This window comes from Alteromonas sp. S005 (assembly GCF_036864475.1).
Taxonomy (GTDB): Bacteria; Pseudomonadota; Gammaproteobacteria; order Enterobacterales; family Alteromonadaceae; genus Alteromonas.
Window position 1 is genome coordinate 69244 of the sequence record NZ_JAZETN010000009.1, and the last position, 18675, is coordinate 87918.

Consider the following 18675-nt stretch of genomic DNA (forward strand, 5'->3'; position numbering starts at 1 on the left):
TATTCGTATTCAAACGGAGAAGGGAGCATCGGTTACATGCTCCCTTATATCGTTACAAGCTTAAGCCGTGGCCTTAAGTTGAATATTGGTCAAATAGCGTTTGCGCTTTTTCTCAGTAAGCGTTTGCATATCAACAACCACCAGCCCGTCGATACAGTCGTTAAAATCTGGGTCGACATTAAAGCCTAAAAATGCCACCCCGCCGTCTTTAGCCACTTCAGAATACTGCTTATACAGTGTTGGTACGTTTACGCCCATGTTAGCCAGTAAGTGCTTTAGCTGCGTAAATTCTGCCTTATAATCGTTACCTGTAAATTGATGCAGCGCGTCGTTCGCCATTTGGTAAGGTCGCTTGCAAGTCGCTTCGCCAAACTTCGCAGGAAAATACGTTGAGTAGAATTGTACCAGTAAATCTTTGGCCGGCTCAGGGTAGGTGTTGCTGAGTGACACCGCACCAAAAAGGTAGCGATATTTAGGATATCGCCCTAAAAATGCCCCAATACCAAACCACAAGTAATCTAAACTGCGTTTGCCCCAGTAGCGAGGCTGCACAAAGCTTCGTCCTAATTCTAAGCCTTGCTTAAAGAGTTTTTCATTGTTCTTACCATAGTTAAACAAGGTAGCAGAGTAGAGCCCGGTAGGGTGGTCTTCTGTGGTCAAAAGTTCTGCATCACCAAAACGATAAGCGCCAACGATTTCTAAATCGCTGTCATCCCACAGCACCAAGTGATAATAATAAGAATCGTATTGATCAATATCTCTGCGCTTATTAGTGCCTTCGCCCACAGCGCGAAACGCCACTTCTCGTAAGCGACCTATCTCACGCATAATTGGCGAGCAGCTCTTGTGCTGGTACAGGTAAATAGATTTTCCATCACCTGTCTCACCGAGATGTTCACATTCTCGCATAGCACGAGCCAGTTCTTTTCTGTCTTCTGGCGGAGCTATAGAAGCCTGTGTTTCGAATACGCCTTTTTTGTTGTTACCTATGCGATATAGATGGCGCTTAAACAGCTTTACCTGCTCTTTCATTGGAATAGACGTTTGCTGGTATGCTTCAAAAGGGATGAGTTCCCCTATGCGCATGGGCAAGTGCTTTTTGCGTTGTTTAAACATCTCTTTTACCAGCAGGGCTGTGGCGAGTGGCTTGTATACCATGGATACGCCATAAAAAAGTGGGCTATTTTTAGCATCAATATAAACTGGTAATATTGGCGCTTTCGCTTGCTTCGCAATACGTAAAAAACCTGTGTGCCACCTGGTGTCACGAACGCCTTGCGGGCGCAAACGAGAGACTTCTCCTGCTGGGAAAATAAGTATGGCACCATCACTATTTAGATGTGATTGAATAGCGGTTAAATGCTGCTTTGGTGTACCGCCTTGCATGTTGTTAACCGGTAGCAGCATTTCGTGAAGTGGCTCGATTGCCATTAGCATTTCGTTAGCGACCACCTTTAAGTCGTGACGCACTTCACTTACTAGCTTAATTAAGGCAAGAGCGTCAAGCGAGCCAATTGGATGGTTGGCAATGATCACTACTTTCCCTTCACTAGGAATTCGCTCTTTTTCTACATCGCGGGTGGAATAGCTGATATTGAAGTATTCCAAGACTTGCTCAACAAAATCAATATCTTCATAGTGTGGGTAGGTTTCACCAAACTCTGTAATTTCACGTTCATGGAGTAGGTGTCTTAATACGAAAGACAGCGATTTAAACAGAATAGGGTTGTTCGCTACTTGAGGATAATGCTTGTTCAGTACGTCGTTTACAGTAAACATAGAACCTGTTTCTCTTTCGGTTTTGGCGAACAATAGCAAGACAATATGACGCTTTTTACACACTTTGATGGCAGTTATTTGACAGTGTTAAAAAAATGTTATGAGTGCTGGCTCGACAAGTTGGTTAGGCATAGATGCGTACAGTAAAAGCATTAGTGGGGGCTATAGGCGCCCCCTTCAAAAGATGCGGTAACTATGCCGCTTTTGAACGAGACGTCTTGGCTGCAATGGATGTTACTGTAGCTGACTCCAACGAATCGAGGTAATGAATGAGTGATAGATTACCATCCATGTCTTCAGACAATGCACTGCAGTTCTCAACCCAGTCACCATCGTTGATATAGTGAATACCGTTTTCAAAGCTGCTTTCAGGATGGTGAATATGTCCGCACACTACACCATCAAGTCCCATTTCATCGGCGCGCCTACAACATGCTTCTCGATAACGAGCAATGGCTTCATTCGCACCCTTGATGTGCTTTTTGATATAGCCGGCGAGTGACCAGTATTCTCGCTTGCGCCACGCGCGTAGGCGATTGAACTCTCTGTTTAGAAAGAGCAGCAGGTCGTAACCTTTATCGCCAATCCACGCATGGAATTTGCCCATAGTCACATCGCCATCGAACTGATCGCCATGCAAGACTAAATAACGTTTCCCCTGCGCCGTGGTGTGCACCAGCTCTCGCTTTATTTCGATATCACCGAACGCCATACCAGAGTATGACTGAATTGGCTCATCGTGGTTGCCAGGCAAATACACCACACGGGTGCCGTCCTGGCTCATTTGCATAAATTTGTGCATTACTTGATTATGGGCTTTTGGCCATCGAAATTGTTTGGTCATTTGCCACATATCAACAATGTCGCCCACCAAATATAAGGTGTCTACTGTGATGCTATCTAGAAAGGAGAGTAAATATTCAGCTTTGCAATCGCGGTTTCCCAAGTGAATATCTGAAAGCCAAAGTGTTCGATAGTGTGTCTTTTTCATAGCGGTTTCCCAAAGCGATGCCTTGGACCGTCACTATAGGCCTGTAAATTGACACTACCGTGACGCTTGCTTGACCATTGTGTTACAGCAGTACAAATACGCGCTATAACCCCAACTTATTTGTCACTTCTAAAAGCTTCTCTCGCATCCAAATATTTACTAAATCCTCATCGGCGTTTTTATGCCAGTACATGTGAACAGGAAGGGGAGGCACTTCAAACGGAAGAGGTAAAGTCTCGATATCGAATTTATTACTGAATTGTTTGGAGAACCGCGCTGGCATGGTTAGCAAAAGATCGCATTGGCTAACTACGTTAACGGCGGCAAAGTAATGTTCACACTGCAATGCGATGTTGCGATGTAAATTGTGCTGAGCAAGAGCGAGATCTACGGTATCCAGCTTAGAGTCTTTCAAAGTCACAAGTGCATGCTGTGCTGCTGAGTAGTTTTCAATACTGGGGGTGTCTAGGTAACTATTTGTTGGCGCACATACTACAACAAACGTTTCTTCGCAGATAAACTGTGAACGAATGTCACGGCTGGTGGGGACTAACGCGTCAATTACGATATCAAGCTCTTTAGCGGCTAATGCGGGAGCAAGCTCGGGCCAGGTAACCTGTCTGCTATTTACCGTGATATTTGGAGTATTTTGAACAAGCTCAGGAATTAACGTTGGGAAGAAAATAGATTCTAAAATATCGCGCAGCCCTAGGTTAACAGAGCATGGTTTATCACCTATGTCGAAGTCCACTTTGCCTTTTAATGTATTTTCAAGAGTTTCAATTGATGTCACGACCGATGTAATGATGCCTTGGCAGAACGGCGTAGGGATAACTTGTCGTCCATTGCGAACAAACAGCGGGTCATCGAATTTTTCTCGAAGGCGACTTATCGCATGACTTACTGCAGGCTGAGTAATGTGCAGTGCATTGGCGGCTCTTGTAATGCTGCCGTGTTCATAGACTGCACGTAGCACCACAAACAAATTAAAATCTATTTTTCCATGCATAGTATTTATGGGTTTACATAATAAGTCATCATTTTTGTTTATTATTAATCAGAGTACACTGGCTTAAATGTTAATAAAAGGTTTCTTTAATAGAAGTTTTTTTGTAAGGGGCGTGTGCATGCAGGCATCTGTACTTACCGAGGTATTGTTACCTCTCGCTTTGGCCTTTGTTATGTTTGGCATGGGGTTGACCCTAACCCTTGCTGACTTTGCCCGGCTGATTAAAGCGCCTAAGGCGGTAATAACAGGCTTTATAGGTCAAATTATCTTGTTACCTTTGTTAGCCTTAGGTTTATGTATCGCGTTTGGGGTTCCCGACTATATTGCCGTTGGGGTAATGGTTTTGGCAGCATGTCCTGGCGGTACCACCAGTAATTTAATTAGCCATATTGCAAAAGCCAATCTGGCCCTTTCAGTTAGCTTGACCGCAATTTCAACTATTGCCTGCGTGTTCACCACGCCATTTATTATCCAATTTGCTCTTAACTACTTTGTTAAAGAAAACGCACCTGAATTTTCTATTCTACAAACGGTGACGGGGCTAGTGGGTATATCAATATTCCCAGTGATAATAGGTATGACTATTCGCCATTTTAAAAGTGGCGTCGCTATGAAAACAGAAAACTTTTTTCGTCAGTTTTCTATGTACTTTATGTTGCTCATGATAATTGGTGTGCTTATCTCAGAAACAGATAGCTTAGCGGCATCTTTTGAAAGTGCCTTTCTAGTTTGTTTAGCGTTAAACCTCTTATCAGTATTGTTAGGACTTATGCTTGCCAAGATTTCAGCATTGGCATTTAAAGATTCGCTTACCCTTGCCATTGAAATAGGCGTACAAAACGCGGCACTTGCCATGCTCATATGCATTACCTTTTTACAAGCGCCTGACTACGCCATTGCCCCAGGCGTATACGGTATAGCAATGTACATCGGTCCTGCCTTGTTAGCGCTATGGGCCAAGCGAAATGCAAAGATAGCTGTGAATACAGCGCCAAAAGTACTCGTAAAATAATAAGTAGGAAACACATAATGCGTATATTGATTACCGGTGGTGCAACCGGCTTAGGTCAGGCCATTGCCCTAAAATGGGCGGAAAAATGGGTAAACAAAGATAAAGATATAAGTATTTGCATTGCCGATATTAATCAAGAAAGGGGAGATAAAACGGTAGATATGCTTTGTGCACAAGGAGCAAATGCGTTTTATGTACACTGCGATATAACCTCCGATAGTGACGTTAAAGCACTAGTGCACACTATCGAAACTCGTTGGGGCGGCGTTGACTATGTGTTTAATAACGCCGGGGTGGCTACGGGTGGTAGTCTTTTAGACGAAACTATCGAACAGTGGCAATGGGTATTCGATATTAACGTGTTAGGCATGGTGAGAGTGAGTCGTGCGCTATTACCGTTAATGCGCAAGCAAGGTAGTGGGTACTTTATTAATGTTGCCTCGCAAGCAGGGCTTACGCCGATTCCTTATATGGGAAGCTATAACTCAGTTAAAGCCGCTGTAGTGTCGTTTTCTGAAACCATGAAGTTGGAGCTAGCACCAGACAATATAAACGTAAGTGTGGTATGCCCCAGCTTTTTCAAAACAAATTTAGATGAGTCGATGCGAAGCAATAATCCAGCTTCGCATAAAATGATTAACAAGTTTTTCGCTAAGGCAGATATGACTAAAGAAAAAGTAGCAGAGTCAATATATCAACAAGTCGGTCAAGGGAAATTCCTTATTCTCACTCACAAGTTAGGAAAACGTGCGTTCTTACTGAAAAAGTTGTTACCCACTCAGCGCTATATAAGCAATATGCTCAATCAAACTAAAACGATGAAACGAGCTATGGAAAAGAACAATTAAAGAATAAAAACAGGCTTTTTGTTAGCACTTTATTGCCAGAAACCTTGTTACTACTCGCTAATATGAGTTAGGTGATGAGCTGTGAAAGACAAAATTAGTTTCGAATAAATGCTTACCAATAACTAGCTTTGGACAAGCGTTTAGTACAAGAATAAAAGAAGAAAGATATATGCAACAACAGGTAGTAGATAAAGCGGATAGCGTGCGAGCAGGGGAAGAGCTAAACGTCGGCGCCGTGCACAATTGGCTTAAAAAACATATTAACGCATCTAGCCCAGCCATGGCTGCTGCTATACAAAGCAGCGAGACATTGCCTAAAGTAACTCAATATTCCGGTGGCGCTTCTAATTGGACGTATTGCTTGGACTATCAACACAGTAGCCAAGACGACAGCCAACAAACGTCATTAATTTTGCGCAGAGCACCAGCAGGTACAAAAGCTAAAGGGGCCCACGATATGGGGCGAGAGTTTCGGTTACAGCATGCCTTAAAGCCTGTTTATCGCTATGTACCAGAGATGCTTGGGCTTTGCGAAGATGAAACTATAATTGGTACTGAGTTCTACGTGATGGAGAAGTTTACCGGTGTGATACCCCGCAAGAACTTACCCAGAGGTTTAGAGACAACAGATCAGCAAACCAAAAAGCTCTGCACTAATGTACTTGATAGCTTAATCGAGCTTCATAAAGTGGATTATAAGAGAGCGGGGCTTGAGCACTTAGGTAAAGGTGCTGGCTACATAGAACGCCAAATAAGCGGGTGGAGCGAACGCTATAGTAAAGCAAAAACCTGGAACGTACCTTCGGGTAAAAAAATAATGCGCTGGCTAGAAATCCACATGCCCGCTAATGAACGCATTTGTATTACTCACAATGACTTCCGATTCGACAACGTGGTGTTAAAGCCAGATAACTATACGCAAATTATTGGTGTGTTGGACTGGGAACTCGCTACTTTGGGCGACCCGCTTATGGACTTAGGCAATACCTTGGCGTATTGGGTACAAGCTGATGATGACTTTTTGGCTCAATCAACACGCCGCCAGCCCACTCACTTACCCGGTATGCTAACTCGAAAGCAGGTGGTTGCGTACTACTGCAAAGAGATGGAAATAGATGTAGATGATTTTACCTTTTACGAGGTATACGGACTTTTCCGTTTAGCCGGTATTGCCCAGCAAATCTACTATCGATACCACCACAAGCAAACCAATAATCCAGCGTTTAAAAACTTTTGGATCTTCATTCATTACTTAATGTGGCGTTGTAATAAGGCCATAAAAGCATCAGGAAAACAATAATGACAACAAGACGCAATATTCTGATCACAGGCGCGAGTTCAGGCTTAGGCAAGGGAATGGCGATTGAGTTTGCCAAACAAGGCTGTAACTTGGCGCTATGTGCAAGACGCTTTGAGAACTTAGAAATACTGAAAGAAGAATTGCATTTAATTAACCCAAACATTGATGTGTATATTCGCTCGCTGGATGTCAACGATCATGACGCAGTGTTTGAAGTGTTCGATGCATTCAAAGCTGATATGGGGTCCCTTGATAGAGTCATTGTGAACGCAGGCATGGGCAAGGGCGCGTCAATTGGCACCGGATATTTCCACGCTAACAAGCAAACGGCGGTGACTAACTTTGTGTCGGCATTAGCGCAGTGCGAGGCGGCAATGGCCATCTTTAGGGCGCAAAGTAGTGGTCATCTAGTAACGATTTCATCCATCAGTGCGGTGCGCGGCTTTAGGCGTGCAATGACTGTATACGCGGCAACAAAAGCAGGGCTTACATCAATGACTGAAGGCATTCGAATGGATGTAATGAACACGCCGATTAACGTCACCTGTATTCACCCCGGTTTCATTCGCAGCGAGATAAACGAAAAAGTAGAGAAGGTGCCGTTTATCGTTGATACCGACGTGGGCTGTCGCGCAATGGTGAATGCAATCAATAAAGAAAAGGCGAATGCGTTTGTGCCAAGCTGGCCGTGGGCCATCCTTCATTGGATCATGCGTATTGCACCGGCAAGCTCAATAAGAAAAATGAGCTGAGTGAGTAATACCAGTCCGTATAGCTAATTGCCTATGCGGACTGGTATGAAAAGCAGATACAAAAAAAGCGCCGAGAGGCGCTTTTTTAACTACTAATCGTAAAGATTAACCTAGTGCTTTGATTTGTGCAGCTAGACGGCTCTTATGACGAGCAGCTTTGTTCTTGTGAATCAAGCCTTTAGTAGCCATTCTGTCAAGTACTGGAGTAGCAGCAGTAAGTGCAGCTTGTGCCGCTTCTTTGTCACCGCTTGCAATTGCAGCGATAACTTTCTTGATGCTTGTACGAGTCATTGAACGACGGCTAGCGTTGTGCTGACGACGCTTTTCGGCTTGGATTGCACGCTTCTTAGCAGACTTAATGTTAGCCAAGGTGTAACTCCCAAAATAAATTCATGTCAAAAACGAGGGTGCGGATTGTGCCTACCAAACGCCCAAATGTCAAACGATTTAAAACTTAAATCGTTCCGCATTAAAACGCGCAAGCTATTGAACACAAAGTATGCTCAACACGTTGCACATTCTTTGCGACATTTCTCTGCGACATTTTTTGAAAGAGAGCCATAACGGAATTCTTTCAGGACATTTAAGCGACAGACATGCATAAACAAGAGCACCCCATATCGGGCGCGGATTATAGCAAGAAAGTTCATAAAGGTGCACAACTATTTTGAATAAATCGTTTCGTAGACCATAGCCTTTCGCTATTATGGCTCGCTCGCAACATGTTGTTGCCGCTTTACGCCTAGTAGACGCCTTTAATTAGTTCTTTAAAAAGCGTGTGCTGTTCAGCCTATTCTTTATCTCTTATTGGAAGTGTGACGTGTCACGGAAGTTAATAAAATCTGGTCTTATCGTCAGTATTATGACCTTGGTCTCGCGAGTATTAGGCCTAGTACGTGATGTTGTTGTTGCCAAGCTTATGGGCGATGGGGCAGCCGCAGACGTATTTTTCTTTGCCAACAAAATACCTAACTTTTTACGTCGTCTGTTTGCTGAAGGCGCATTCGCGCAAGCGTTTATTCCGATACTAACCGAAGTTCATGAGAACGACGATAAAAAGCAGTTGAGAGAGTTCGTTGCAAAAGTTAGCGGTACATTGGGCGCTATCGTGTTTGTTGTATCTATTATTGGTGTTATTGCATCACCTGTTTTGGCAGCCCTCTTTGGTACCGGTTGGTTTATTGCATGGCTTGAAGGCGATGAAGCGGGCAACAAGTTTGTGCTTGCGTCAACCATGCTAAAAATCACCTTTCCTTACTTAGCATTTATCTCCTTAACAGGGTTAGCTGGCGCAATACTCAATACCCTTAACAAATTTGCGGTTGCCGCTTTCACTCCTGTTTTACTAAACGTATGTATTATCGCGTGTGCAATATATTTAGCACCTGCATTGGAACAGCCTGCATACGCACTCGCATGGGGCGTGTTTATAGGTGGTATTGTACAGTTCTTGTTTCAACTACCGTTTTTGTTCAGGGCTGGGCTTTTGGTAAAGCCGAAATGGGGCTGGCACGACGAAAATGTGGTTAAAGTGCGTACCCTTATGATCCCCGCATTATTCGGTGTGTCAGTAGGGCAGATTAACTTGCTGTTTGATACATTTATCGCCAGCTTTTTAGTTACCGGTTCCATAAGCTGGTTGTATTATTCTGACAGGCTGCTTGAATTCCCCTTGGGATTGTTTGGAATCGCTATCGCTACGGTCATTCTACCTACGCTGTCTAGAAATCACGTAAGCAATAACCCCAAAGCGTTTGCAGCGAATATCGACTGGGCGTTTCGCATGGTTTGTTTATTGGGCATTCCGGCAGCAGTAGGGCTTGGCGTAATGGCAAGGCCTATTTTAACTGTTATATTCCAACGTGGTGCATTTACTGCTGAAACGGCAATCATGGCCTCTTATTCGCTTACTGCGTATTCTTTTGGCTTACTCAGCTTTATGCTGGTTAAAATTCTTGCGCCGGGTTTTTACTCCCGACAAGACACCAAAACGCCGGTGAAATTTGGTATTTGGTGTATGGTCGCTAATATGGTGTTTAACGTAGTTCTTGCTATACCTTTTGGTTATGTAGGTTTAGCTATTGCAACTAGCATGTCAGCAACGCTCAACGCTGCTTTGCTCTATATAACGCTTCACCGTCAGGGAGTGTTTGCTTTAAGCCGTACATCGGCTCTTTTTATTGCGCGTGTGATAATCGCAAGTGCTGCCATGGGCGGGCTTATTTATTATCGAGACAAAGGCTTAGCCTTCTTTGACTTATCGCTTTCTGCCCAAATGTTAGAGGTAGGAACAACCATTTCGCTATCGGTGATAGTATTTATGACCTCCATGGTTGTGCTGGGCATGCGGCCGAGGCACTTCAAAAGCGGTGGCGAGTAATTTCTAGTAAGAGTGAACCGATAGAGCATGGATGGTGCACGCGCTTGGTATTGTGCTCGCGGTCGGCTATAATCGCGAGCTTTGAATTTCTAGCAGTTAAAAGGTAGTGGCTAACAGTGGAATTTATCCGCGGGCTAAACAATGTAAAACCACACCACAAAGGGTGTGTGCTCACTATCGGTAAGTTCGATGGTGTACACCGTGGTCATCAAGCTGTGCTGGCAAATGTGCTTGAAAAAGCGAAATCGCTATCGCTTCCAGCCACCGTGATGGTCTTTGAACCGCAGCCTGAAGAAGTTTTTATGCCTGATAAAGCGCCAGCGCGTATTAGTCCTCTTCGCGAAAAATACGAATTGCTGCGCCAGCAAGGTGTAGATAGACTGCTTGCAGTGCGCTTTAACGCCGAGTTTGCAAAACAAAGTGCCGACACTTTTGTCCATGACCTGCTGGTAGACAAACTAGGTGTTAAATTCCTAGTGGTGGGTGATGACTTCCGTTTTGGCAATGGCCGTAAAGGTGACTTCGAGATGCTTGAAGCGGCGGGGCGTCAGTATGGCTTCGATGTAGTAAGCACCCAAAGTTTTACCATGCATGCACATCGCATAAGCTCTACAGCGGTGCGAGAAGCGTTGGCTGACAGTGATTTCGGGCTATCTACCGAAATGCTAGGGCGCCCATTTGCAATTCACGGTAGGGTTGTACATGGCGAGAAAAAAGGTCGCACCATTGGTTTTCCCACCGCGAATGTCATGCTAAAGCGCCAGAAAACGCCAATTCACGGTGTGTTTGCGGTGCGTGTCGACGTAGATGGAAAACACTACAACGGCGTTGCGAACATTGGTACCCGCCCTACTGTTAACGGGGTAAGAAACCAGCTGGAAGTCCATATTTTTGATTTGTCATCTGACCTATACGGCAAGCCTATTACGGTGTTTCCGATGGCAAAAATAAGAGATGAAATTAAATTTGATTCTTTTGAGGCGTTGAAAGATCAAATTCAAGCAGATGCAGCACAAGCGCGTCTGTTATTAGCATAGTTAAACGTGATAAAGTCACGTCAAGTTTCTGCGCGTATTGGTTTTATTGAGCTCGATTTTGTAAACGTGGCTCCTTGATCGTGATACCTGCAAGGGCATTATAGTGCTACAACATATTTCGTCGGCCTCGCGTAAGTGAGGGCGACACCCAGTTTTACGTTGAATCTTTCAAATTCAGCATTTTAATTTGAACATCGCAAAATGAATATCGCCTTCACAATGTTTTAGTGCATTGGGTGAAAATTAAGGTAACCGGATAATACAATTTTATGAGTGATTACAAAGCCACACTGAACCTTCCAGAAACTGCGTTCCCGATGCGCGGTAACCTTGCTCAGCGCGAGCCGAAAATGCTTAAAGACTGGCAGGAAAAAGGGGTATACAGCAAAATTCGTGAAGCGAAAAAAGGCAAAAAGCCGTTTATTCTTCACGATGGCCCTCCTTATGCGAATGGCGATATTCACATTGGTCACGCGGTTAACAAAATTCTTAAAGACATTATTGTAAAGTCGAAAAACCTTTCTGACTTCGATTCTCCGTACGTTCCTGGATGGGACTGTCACGGTTTGCCGATAGAATTGATGGTAGAAAAGAAAGTAGGTAAGCCAGGTAAGAAAGTTACGGCGGCCGAGTTTCGTCAAAAGTGTCGCGAATATGCACAAAAGCAAATTGACGGCCAAATGGCTGACTTTAAACGCTTAGGTGTGTTTGGTGAATGGGATAACCCATACAAAACCATGGACTTCAAATCTGAAGCCGACATCATTCGTGCGCTAAGTAAAATTGTTGATTCGGGCCACCTAGAAAAGGGCTTTAAGCCTGTTCACTGGTGTACAGACTGTGGTTCAGCACTTGCTGAAGCGGAAGTTGAATACAAAGACAAAGTCTCTCCTGCCATCGACGTTAAGTTTCCAGTAGCTGATGTGGCAGCTATTGCAGAAGCGTTTGGTGTGTCTGAAGGAGATTTAACCACACACAAAGCAGGTGTAGTTATTTGGACTACCACACCGTGGACACTGCCAGCCAACCGTGCAATCAGCTTACACCCAGAGCTTACCTATGCGATTGTTGAAGTTCAGCCTTCAAATGAATGGCTAGTGGTAGCGCAGGACCTGCTTGAAAGCTGCATGAACCGTTACGGCGTTGAAGACTTCCGTGAAGTGGCAACCTGTACCGGTGCTGCGCTTGATAAGCTTAAAGTTAATCACCCATTCTTAGACCTTGAAGTTCCGTTAATTCTAGGGGACCACGTTACGACTGAGTCTGGTACAGGTTGTGTACACACAGCGCCGGCCCATGGTGTTGACGACTTTAACGTGGGCAAGCAATACGATATCGAAGTGTACAATCCGGTAGGCAACAATGGCGTGTACCTTGAAAACACACCGTTATTTGCAGGCAAGTTTGTATTCAAAGCCAACGATGAAATTATCGAAACGGTTAAAGATAAGGGTAATCTTGTCTTAAACGTAAAATACGAGCACAGCTACCCGCATTGCTGGCGCCACAAAACGCCAATCATTTTCCGCGCTACGCCTCAGTGGTTTGTAAGCATGGATAAAAAAGGCCTTCGCGCTGAATCACTTGAACAGATTAAGCAAACCAAATGGATCCCAGACTGGGGCCAAAACCGCATTGAGAAAATGGTTGAAGGTCGTCCAGACTGGTGTATTTCACGCCAGCGTACGTGGGGTGTGCCTATCCCTTTATACGTGCACAAGCTTACTGGTGAAATTCACCCTGAGTCTGCTGCATTAATGGAAAAAGTGGCCCAAGAGGTTGAAGCGAAAGGCATACAAGCTTGGTGGGATCTCGATGATGCAGCTTTGCTTGGTAGCGAACTAGATAACTACGAGAAAGTGACCGATACCTTAGACGTTTGGTTTGATTCAGGTGTTACTCACTACTTTGTTGTAGACCGTCGCGACGACATTCCGGCATCTGCCGATTTGTATCTTGAAGGTTCAGACCAACACCGTGGTTGGTTTATGTCTTCACTTATGTCCTCTACTGCAATGCACGGTCACGCACCTTATAAAGAAGTGCTAACCCACGGCTTTACGGTAGACGCCCATGGCAGAAAAATGTCGAAGTCGGTAGGTAATGTTGTAGCGCCTCAAGAAGTTACTAACAAGCTAGGTGCTGATATCCTTCGTCTATGGGTGGCATCTACTGACTATCGTGGCGAGATCGCAGTATCAGATGAAATCTTAAAGCGCGCTGCAGACAGCTATCGTCGTGTACGTAATACGGCCCGTTTCCTTCTTGCTAACCTCAATGGTTTTGATGTTAAAGATGCGGTTGCAGAAGACGATATGGTTGCCCTTGACCGCTGGATTGTTGCACGCGCCAAGGCGCTTCAGGAAGAGCTTATTGAAGCATATGACAACTACGACTTGCTAGTTGTGTCACAGAAGCTTACGCACTTCTGTTCAATTGAACTGGGTTCATTCTATTTAGACGTAATTAAAGACCGTCAATATACAGCCAAAGCAGATGGTTTGGCCCGTCGCTCATGTCAAACGGCTATGTACCACATCATTGAAGCACTGGTTCGTTGGATGGCGCCTATCACCAGCTTTACCGCTCAAGAAATTTGGGAAACGTTACCAGGTGAGCGCAGTGAGTTCGTATTTACTGAAACCTGGTATGAAGGGTTTAATAACTTCACGCAAAGCGAAACGTTTAACGATGCCCTTTGGCATCAGGTGCTAAGCGTAAAAGATGCGGCAAACCAGGCAATGGAGCAGGCGCGTAAAGATGGCGAGCTAGGTGGCTCACTAGAAGCGAGTATTTCGCTTTATGCTACCGAGTCACTTTATAACGTACTCGCTAAATTAGAAGACGAGCTGCGCTTCGTGCTTATTACGTCAGGCGTTACGCTAACCAAAGTCGATGAAGCTCCGTCTGATGCGAAAGCGACAGACGTTGAAGGTCTATGGCTAAGCGTTGATAAAGCAAGTGGCGAAAAATGTGTGCGCTGTTGGCATCACCGTGAAGACGTTGGTTCACATGAAGGTCACGAAGAGCTTTGTGGTCGCTGTGTGACAAACATCGACGGAGATGGAGAAGAGCGCCACTATGCTTAAGCTTTTTCGCGAAACGGGGTTGCGGTTTTTATGGATAAGCGCGATTGCGTTTATCCTTGACCAATGGAGTAAGTACACTGTTATCGATAGCATGTCGCTGTATCAGTCGATACAGGTACTGCCGTTTTTTAACTTTACTTACGTGCATAATTACGGCGCCGCATTCAGCTTTCTAGAAAATGCCGGTGGTTGGCAGCGTTGGTTTTTTACTGCCATTGCCGTTGTAGTAAGTGCAGTTATTCTGTGGTGGCTTAAACAGTCACCTCGTTCGCAAAAAATGCTGCCGGTTGCATTCGCCTTTATCTTGGGTGGTGCGCTAGGAAACGTTTACGACCGTTTAGTTCATGGTTATGTCATCGACTTTTTGGATTTTTACGTAAACAATTACCACTGGCCGGCGTTTAATATTGCCGATAGTGCCATATTTATAGGTGCGGCTTTACTCATCATCGACATGTTTAAAAATGGCGATAAAAAAAGTGAAGAAGGCGCAGACGCGCAAGTAAGTGGCGCGAAAAGTAGCGAAACCATTAAGTAGTATTTGGAAAGGTTATGACAGATTCTTTAGTAATTGGCGCAGATAGCGAAGTTATTCTTCACTTCGATTTAAAACTTGAAGACGGCTCTGCTGCTGACAGCACTCGAGTAAATAACAAACCTGCCAAAATGGTAATGGGTGATGGCAGCCTGACACCGAATTTTGAAGCGTGTTTACTCGGGCTTGCAAAGGGCGACAAAAAGTCATTCACGTTAGGCCCTGAAGATGCGTTTGGTCAGTCTGATCCGAACAATATTCACTATATGGATAGAAGCCGCTTTGGTGCTGACTTGCAAGTGGAGGAGGGCATGATTCTAGCGTTTGCACAGCCAGATGGTTCAGAAATTCCTGGAATTATTCGAAGTGCTGCCGGCGATTCAGTAACAGTGGACTTCAATCATCCGTTAGCCGGTCAAACGGTTATCTTTGATGTGGAAATCATTGATGTTAAACCTGGCGCTTCTGCACAAGGTGGAAATTAGTAATGCAAATTCATTTAGCTAACCCTCGTGGTTTCTGCGCAGGCGTAGACAGAGCTATTACCATAGTCGAGCGCGCGCTTGAAATGTTCGAACCGCCCATTTATGTGCGCCACGAAGTGGTACACAATAAATTTGTGGTGGATGGGCTACGTGAGCGTGGAGCGTTATTTGTGGATGAACTTCACGAAGTACCAGACGACAGCATAGTAATATTTTCTGCCCATGGCGTATCGCAAGCGGTAAGAAAAGAAGCGGAAAATCGCGGTTTAAAGGTCTTTGACGCCACGTGCCCTTTAGTGACGAAAGTACATATGGAAGTTACCCGCGCTAGCAAAACGGGCACTGAATGTATCTTGATTGGTCATGCTGGTCACCCTGAAGTAGAGGGCACCATGGGGCAGTATAGCAACGAAGATGGCGGTATTTACTTAGTTGAATCTGAAGCTGATGTGGCAACGCTCGAAGTTAAAGACCCAGCAAATCTTTATTATTGCAGCCAAACTACGTTATCTGTTGATGACACCGCAGATGTAATTGATGCCCTTCGCGCTAAGTTTCCTGAAATCAACGGCCCGAGAAAAGACGATATTTGCTATGCCACGCAGAATCGCCAAGATGCGGTGCGCGACTTAGCTCAAGACTGCCAAGTCCTATTGGTTGTTGGGGCTCAGAATAGTTCAAACTCAAACCGTCTTCGCGAGTTGGCTGAAAAAATTGGTGCTAAAGCCTATTTAATTGCCGATGCTAACTGCATTCAAGAGGCGTGGCTAGAAGGCGTAGAGCATATTGGTGTTACTGCTGGTGCATCTGCTCCTGAAGTATTGGTGCAAGGTGTGGTAAACAAGCTTAAAGCATGGGGCGCAGTTTCAGCCTCAGAGCGCTCTGGGCGCGAAGAGAACGTGGAATTTGCAGTACCCAAAGAATTAAGAGTAAAACAAGTCGTTTAAACTCGCTACATTTTCAATATATAAGAAACACCGCACTTTGTTGCGGTGTTTTTTTATGCTTTTGTCTACTGGAAATTCAACGACTTGCGAATAGATAATAATACCTTAATGTAAAGGCGTGTTCGCTGCTCAAATGTTTAAATATTTGTTCACGGGAAATGTGTCAGCAGTGCTTTGAGCGGATATGAGAGCTTGAGGTTAATGCTCTTGTACGGTACACGCTAGCTTTGTGGAATCGGTTATTTTAAATGCGCTAGAGTTTATATTTCCAAGCGTCGTATCCCAAGAAATAAGCGCTTCGTTTATAGTCAGGTTGTAACTTTAAAGATAGCTAAAAATTATACGTTTTAATAACCAATGATACCCAGTGTAAAGCGCTTTTGTCTTACTATACTAAATTGGTGATAACACCCATTCTTACGTTTAGAATTTGGCAAAAGTGATGAGAGTTAAAAAGGTGGCGAAAAACCAAGTGAAAGGAAGCACAAACTACGCTCAACGTGGTGTAGGCCTAATAGAGATCTTAATTACTCTATTTATCTTAGCGGTAGGTCTGCTAGGCGTAGCTGCGCTTCAGTTTACCGGCTCTTTCGCTAACAAAGACGCCATCAGCCGAACGCAAGCAGAAATGGTTGCCGCACAAGTAGCGGAGCGATTACGCGCGGCGGCTCGCCCAGCAACAGTTGGCGATGGTATGGTCGCTAACAATGACTATTTCACAGACACAACCTATAACTTCTCAGGCTTAAGTTGCTCGAATGCTACCCAACCCTATTACGGTTGCTGCTTAACAAGACCCGCCAATATTCCGAACTGTGAAGGACAAACCTGTAGTGAAGTTCAAATGGCCAAATATGATGGTTGGGCACTTTCTTGCTCTGCAGTGCAGACAAACCCCCAAACCACAGTTTCGGTAACCTGTGATGACAACAACGGTGCTGACACTTACAGCTGCAGCCCAGGCTCTCGCGTTGAAATATTGCTTATGTGGCCAGTCTCATCCTCCGGAAACCAGCAATACCAACTTAACTCGCGATGTAATAAAGCTGAAGGTGACAGTAATGCGTGTGTGTTTAAGGACGTTACGTTATGAAGAGCTACCGTCAACGAGTGCAATATGGTTTTTCACTGGTAGAGTTAATGATTACTTTGACGCTAGGCCTTATTATTTCCGGCGCCGTTATACAGGTTTTAATCAGCTCCAGCGTTACAAATAAAGTTAATCAAGCGGTAGCCCAAGTTCAAGAGTCCGGGCGCTTTATTATGGCCCGCCTGTCTGCCGAGTTTTACGAAGTTGGCCGTTACGACCAAATCGTTGCAGATGTAGATACATCTGTTGATATCGTTGCTGAAGCGGCCTATGTGGAAAACCATCCTGTAGCAGTGCCCGGAGACTTCCCTACCAAAAATACATTGGGTAGCGTACAAACCTCCAGCGGTGGCAGCGATAAACTCGTAGTGAGTCTTTTGAGTAATGAAGATTGTACGGGTAACACCCATGGTTATGCGGGCCGTGAATTTCACGTGGTTAATCATTATTTCGTGAGCGGCAGCACGTTAAAATGCACCGGTTACGATGGGCGTGTCTTACTTGGCCTTAAATCGCAATCCGTTGACCCTGTAACAATAACATTGCTGGATAACGTAGAGAGCTTTCAAGTACAGTTTGGCGTGTCAGATGTTATCACAAGCTCTAATGGTCAGGCCGTCACCTACGTAACGGCCGATGATATCGACAATCTAAGAGCACTCAATCAGCAAGTGGTGTCATTACGGTGGGCTATAATGCTTAAAAGCTATCAAAATGAAGTGAGGCAAACTCAGGCACAAAAATATGCGCTCTTAAATGAAGCGTCTAAAACAATGACGACCGACCACTATTATCAAGTCTTTTCGAAGACCTTAGCCCTAAGAAATATGAAGAATTTTGTCAGGAGTTCGAAATGAGGCAGCAAGGTTTAGTTATGGTATTTGCGCTACTTGTTTTGCTGTCTATCACGGTTTTAGGCGTAAGCGCTGTAACCAGCAGCTTGTCTCAATCAAAGATGGCCGTGTCTATGCAGCAAAGCGGTTTAGCATTTGACGCCGCTGAGTCGGCAATTGCAGGCGTGTTCTTCGAGTCAGAAGATGAGTCCTTGCTGACTGATCCGACAAAAACTGACCCCCTCTCCGAAGCTAGGCAAGGCACTATTTTTGATCCTGATAACGATACGATGAGCTGTTTCGATGAGAACGAATGGACTGATAGATATATGACCGAAGGCGGCTTAACCATTGGGGACAGGCATACTACAGATGGTACTTATCAAAACGAAGCTTCTTCAAAAAGCTGGTCGCGGACGGCGTTTATTCGTGAACAAGCTTGCCGAGGGTCAAGCAACGTAATTGGTGGAAGTAATGTCAACTGCCACGTATTTATTATTAGGGGTTGCGGAAAGGTTTCGGGTAAGTCCACTGTGGTTGCCAATAGCCTGGCTGCGTCCGTCTTCGGCCCAGCTTCACAATAGGTAT

General features: G+C 44.7%; 17 protein-coding genes. 13 read left to right on the forward strand and 4 right to left on the reverse strand.

The genetic code is table 11. From position 1 onward, the window contains the following. Positions 1 to 60: 60 nt before the first annotated feature. From V7R55_RS11960 to V7R55_RS11970, 3 genes are all read right to left on the reverse strand, one after another. The gene (locus V7R55_RS11960) at positions 61 to 1779 is read right to left on the reverse strand and encodes a lysophospholipid acyltransferase family protein (RefSeq protein ID WP_334059666.1); all 1719 of its coding nucleotides are present in this window, start codon (positions 1777 to 1779) and stop codon (positions 61 to 63) included. A 193-nt stretch (positions 1780 to 1972) separates the two neighbouring features. Beyond that, entirely contained in the window at positions 1973 to 2770 is a 798-nt protein-coding gene (locus V7R55_RS11965) for a UDP-2,3-diacylglucosamine diphosphatase (RefSeq protein ID WP_334059667.1), read from the reverse strand. A 103-nt stretch (positions 2771 to 2873) separates the two neighbouring features. Continuing rightward, complete coding sequence (locus V7R55_RS11970) at positions 2874 to 3779, reverse strand: LysR family transcriptional regulator (protein WP_334059668.1); 906 nt, start codon at positions 3777 to 3779, stop codon at positions 2874 to 2876. Between the two features lie 118 nt (positions 3780 to 3897). Between V7R55_RS11970 and V7R55_RS11975 the strand changes: the two genes are divergently transcribed. The 4 genes from V7R55_RS11975 (at position 3898) to V7R55_RS11990 (ending at position 7691) form a co-directional block, all read left to right on the forward strand. Further along, on the forward strand, positions 3898 to 4791 hold the full coding sequence (locus V7R55_RS11975; protein WP_334059669.1) for a bile acid:sodium symporter family protein: 894 nt from the start codon (positions 3898 to 3900) through the stop codon (positions 4789 to 4791). A 17-nt stretch (positions 4792 to 4808) separates the two neighbouring features. Beyond that, positions 4809 to 5639 carry an SDR family oxidoreductase gene (locus V7R55_RS11980; protein ID WP_334059670.1) on the forward strand — a complete coding sequence of 277 codons (831 nt, stop codon included), beginning with the start codon at positions 4809 to 4811 and terminating at the stop codon, positions 5637 to 5639. Between the two features lie 169 nt (positions 5640 to 5808). Continuing rightward, entirely contained in the window at positions 5809 to 6939 is a 1131-nt protein-coding gene (locus tag V7R55_RS11985; RefSeq protein ID WP_334059671.1) for a phosphotransferase family protein, read from the forward strand. Then, positions 6939 to 7691, forward strand: a complete 753-nt coding sequence (locus V7R55_RS11990) for an SDR family oxidoreductase (RefSeq protein WP_334059672.1) — start codon at positions 6939 to 6941, stop codon at positions 7689 to 7691. Before V7R55_RS11985 ends, V7R55_RS11990 begins: the two co-directional genes overlap by 1 nt. 105 nt (positions 7692 to 7796) lie before the next feature. Here the strand turns inward: V7R55_RS11990 and rpsT are convergent, their stop codons facing one another. Further along, a complete protein-coding gene (gene rpsT / locus V7R55_RS11995) occupies positions 7797 to 8060 on the reverse strand; it encodes a 30S ribosomal protein S20 (protein WP_014950134.1) in 264 nt (87 codons plus the stop codon). Between the two features lie 451 nt (positions 8061 to 8511). Here rpsT and murJ point away from each other — a divergent pair, with 451 nt between their 5' ends. The 9 genes from murJ (at position 8512) to V7R55_RS12040 (ending at position 18671) form a co-directional block, all read left to right on the forward strand. Further along, complete coding sequence (gene murJ, locus V7R55_RS12000; protein WP_334059673.1) at positions 8512 to 10071, forward strand: murein biosynthesis integral membrane protein MurJ; 1560 nt, start codon at positions 8512 to 8514, stop codon at positions 10069 to 10071. A 116-nt stretch (positions 10072 to 10187) separates the two neighbouring features. Then, a complete protein-coding gene (ribF, locus tag V7R55_RS12005; protein WP_334059674.1) occupies positions 10188 to 11108 on the forward strand; it encodes a bifunctional riboflavin kinase/FAD synthetase in 921 nt (306 codons plus the stop codon). Positions 11109 to 11377: 269 nt separating this feature from the next. Then, complete coding sequence (gene ileS, locus V7R55_RS12010) at positions 11378 to 14197, forward strand: isoleucine--tRNA ligase (protein ID WP_334059675.1); 2820 nt, start codon at positions 11378 to 11380, stop codon at positions 14195 to 14197. Further along, positions 14190 to 14735 carry a signal peptidase II gene (gene lspA, locus V7R55_RS12015; protein ID WP_334059676.1) on the forward strand — a complete coding sequence of 182 codons (546 nt, stop codon included), beginning with the start codon at positions 14190 to 14192 and terminating at the stop codon, positions 14733 to 14735. Before ileS ends, lspA begins: the two co-directional genes overlap by 8 nt. A gap of 14 nt (positions 14736 to 14749) precedes the next feature. Further along, a complete protein-coding gene (fkpB, locus tag V7R55_RS12020; protein WP_334059677.1) occupies positions 14750 to 15217 on the forward strand; it encodes an FKBP-type peptidyl-prolyl cis-trans isomerase in 468 nt (155 codons plus the stop codon). Positions 15218 to 15219: 2 nt separating this feature from the next. Beyond that, entirely contained in the window at positions 15220 to 16164 is a 945-nt protein-coding gene (gene ispH / locus V7R55_RS12025; RefSeq protein WP_334059678.1) for a 4-hydroxy-3-methylbut-2-enyl diphosphate reductase, read from the forward strand. 442 nt (positions 16165 to 16606) lie between these two features. Then, on the forward strand, positions 16607 to 17257 hold the full coding sequence (pilV, locus tag V7R55_RS12030; protein WP_334059679.1) for a type IV pilus modification protein PilV: 651 nt from the start codon (positions 16607 to 16609) through the stop codon (positions 17255 to 17257). Then, complete coding sequence (locus tag V7R55_RS12035) at positions 17254 to 18111, forward strand: PilW family protein (protein WP_334059680.1); 858 nt, start codon at positions 17254 to 17256, stop codon at positions 18109 to 18111. The genes pilV and V7R55_RS12035 overlap by 4 nt, the downstream gene beginning before the upstream one ends. Further along, on the forward strand, positions 18108 to 18671 hold the full coding sequence (locus tag V7R55_RS12040) for a pilus assembly PilX family protein (RefSeq protein WP_334059681.1): 564 nt from the start codon (positions 18108 to 18110) through the stop codon (positions 18669 to 18671). The genes V7R55_RS12035 and V7R55_RS12040 overlap by 4 nt, the downstream gene beginning before the upstream one ends. The last annotated feature ends 4 nt before the right edge of the window (positions 18672 to 18675 follow it).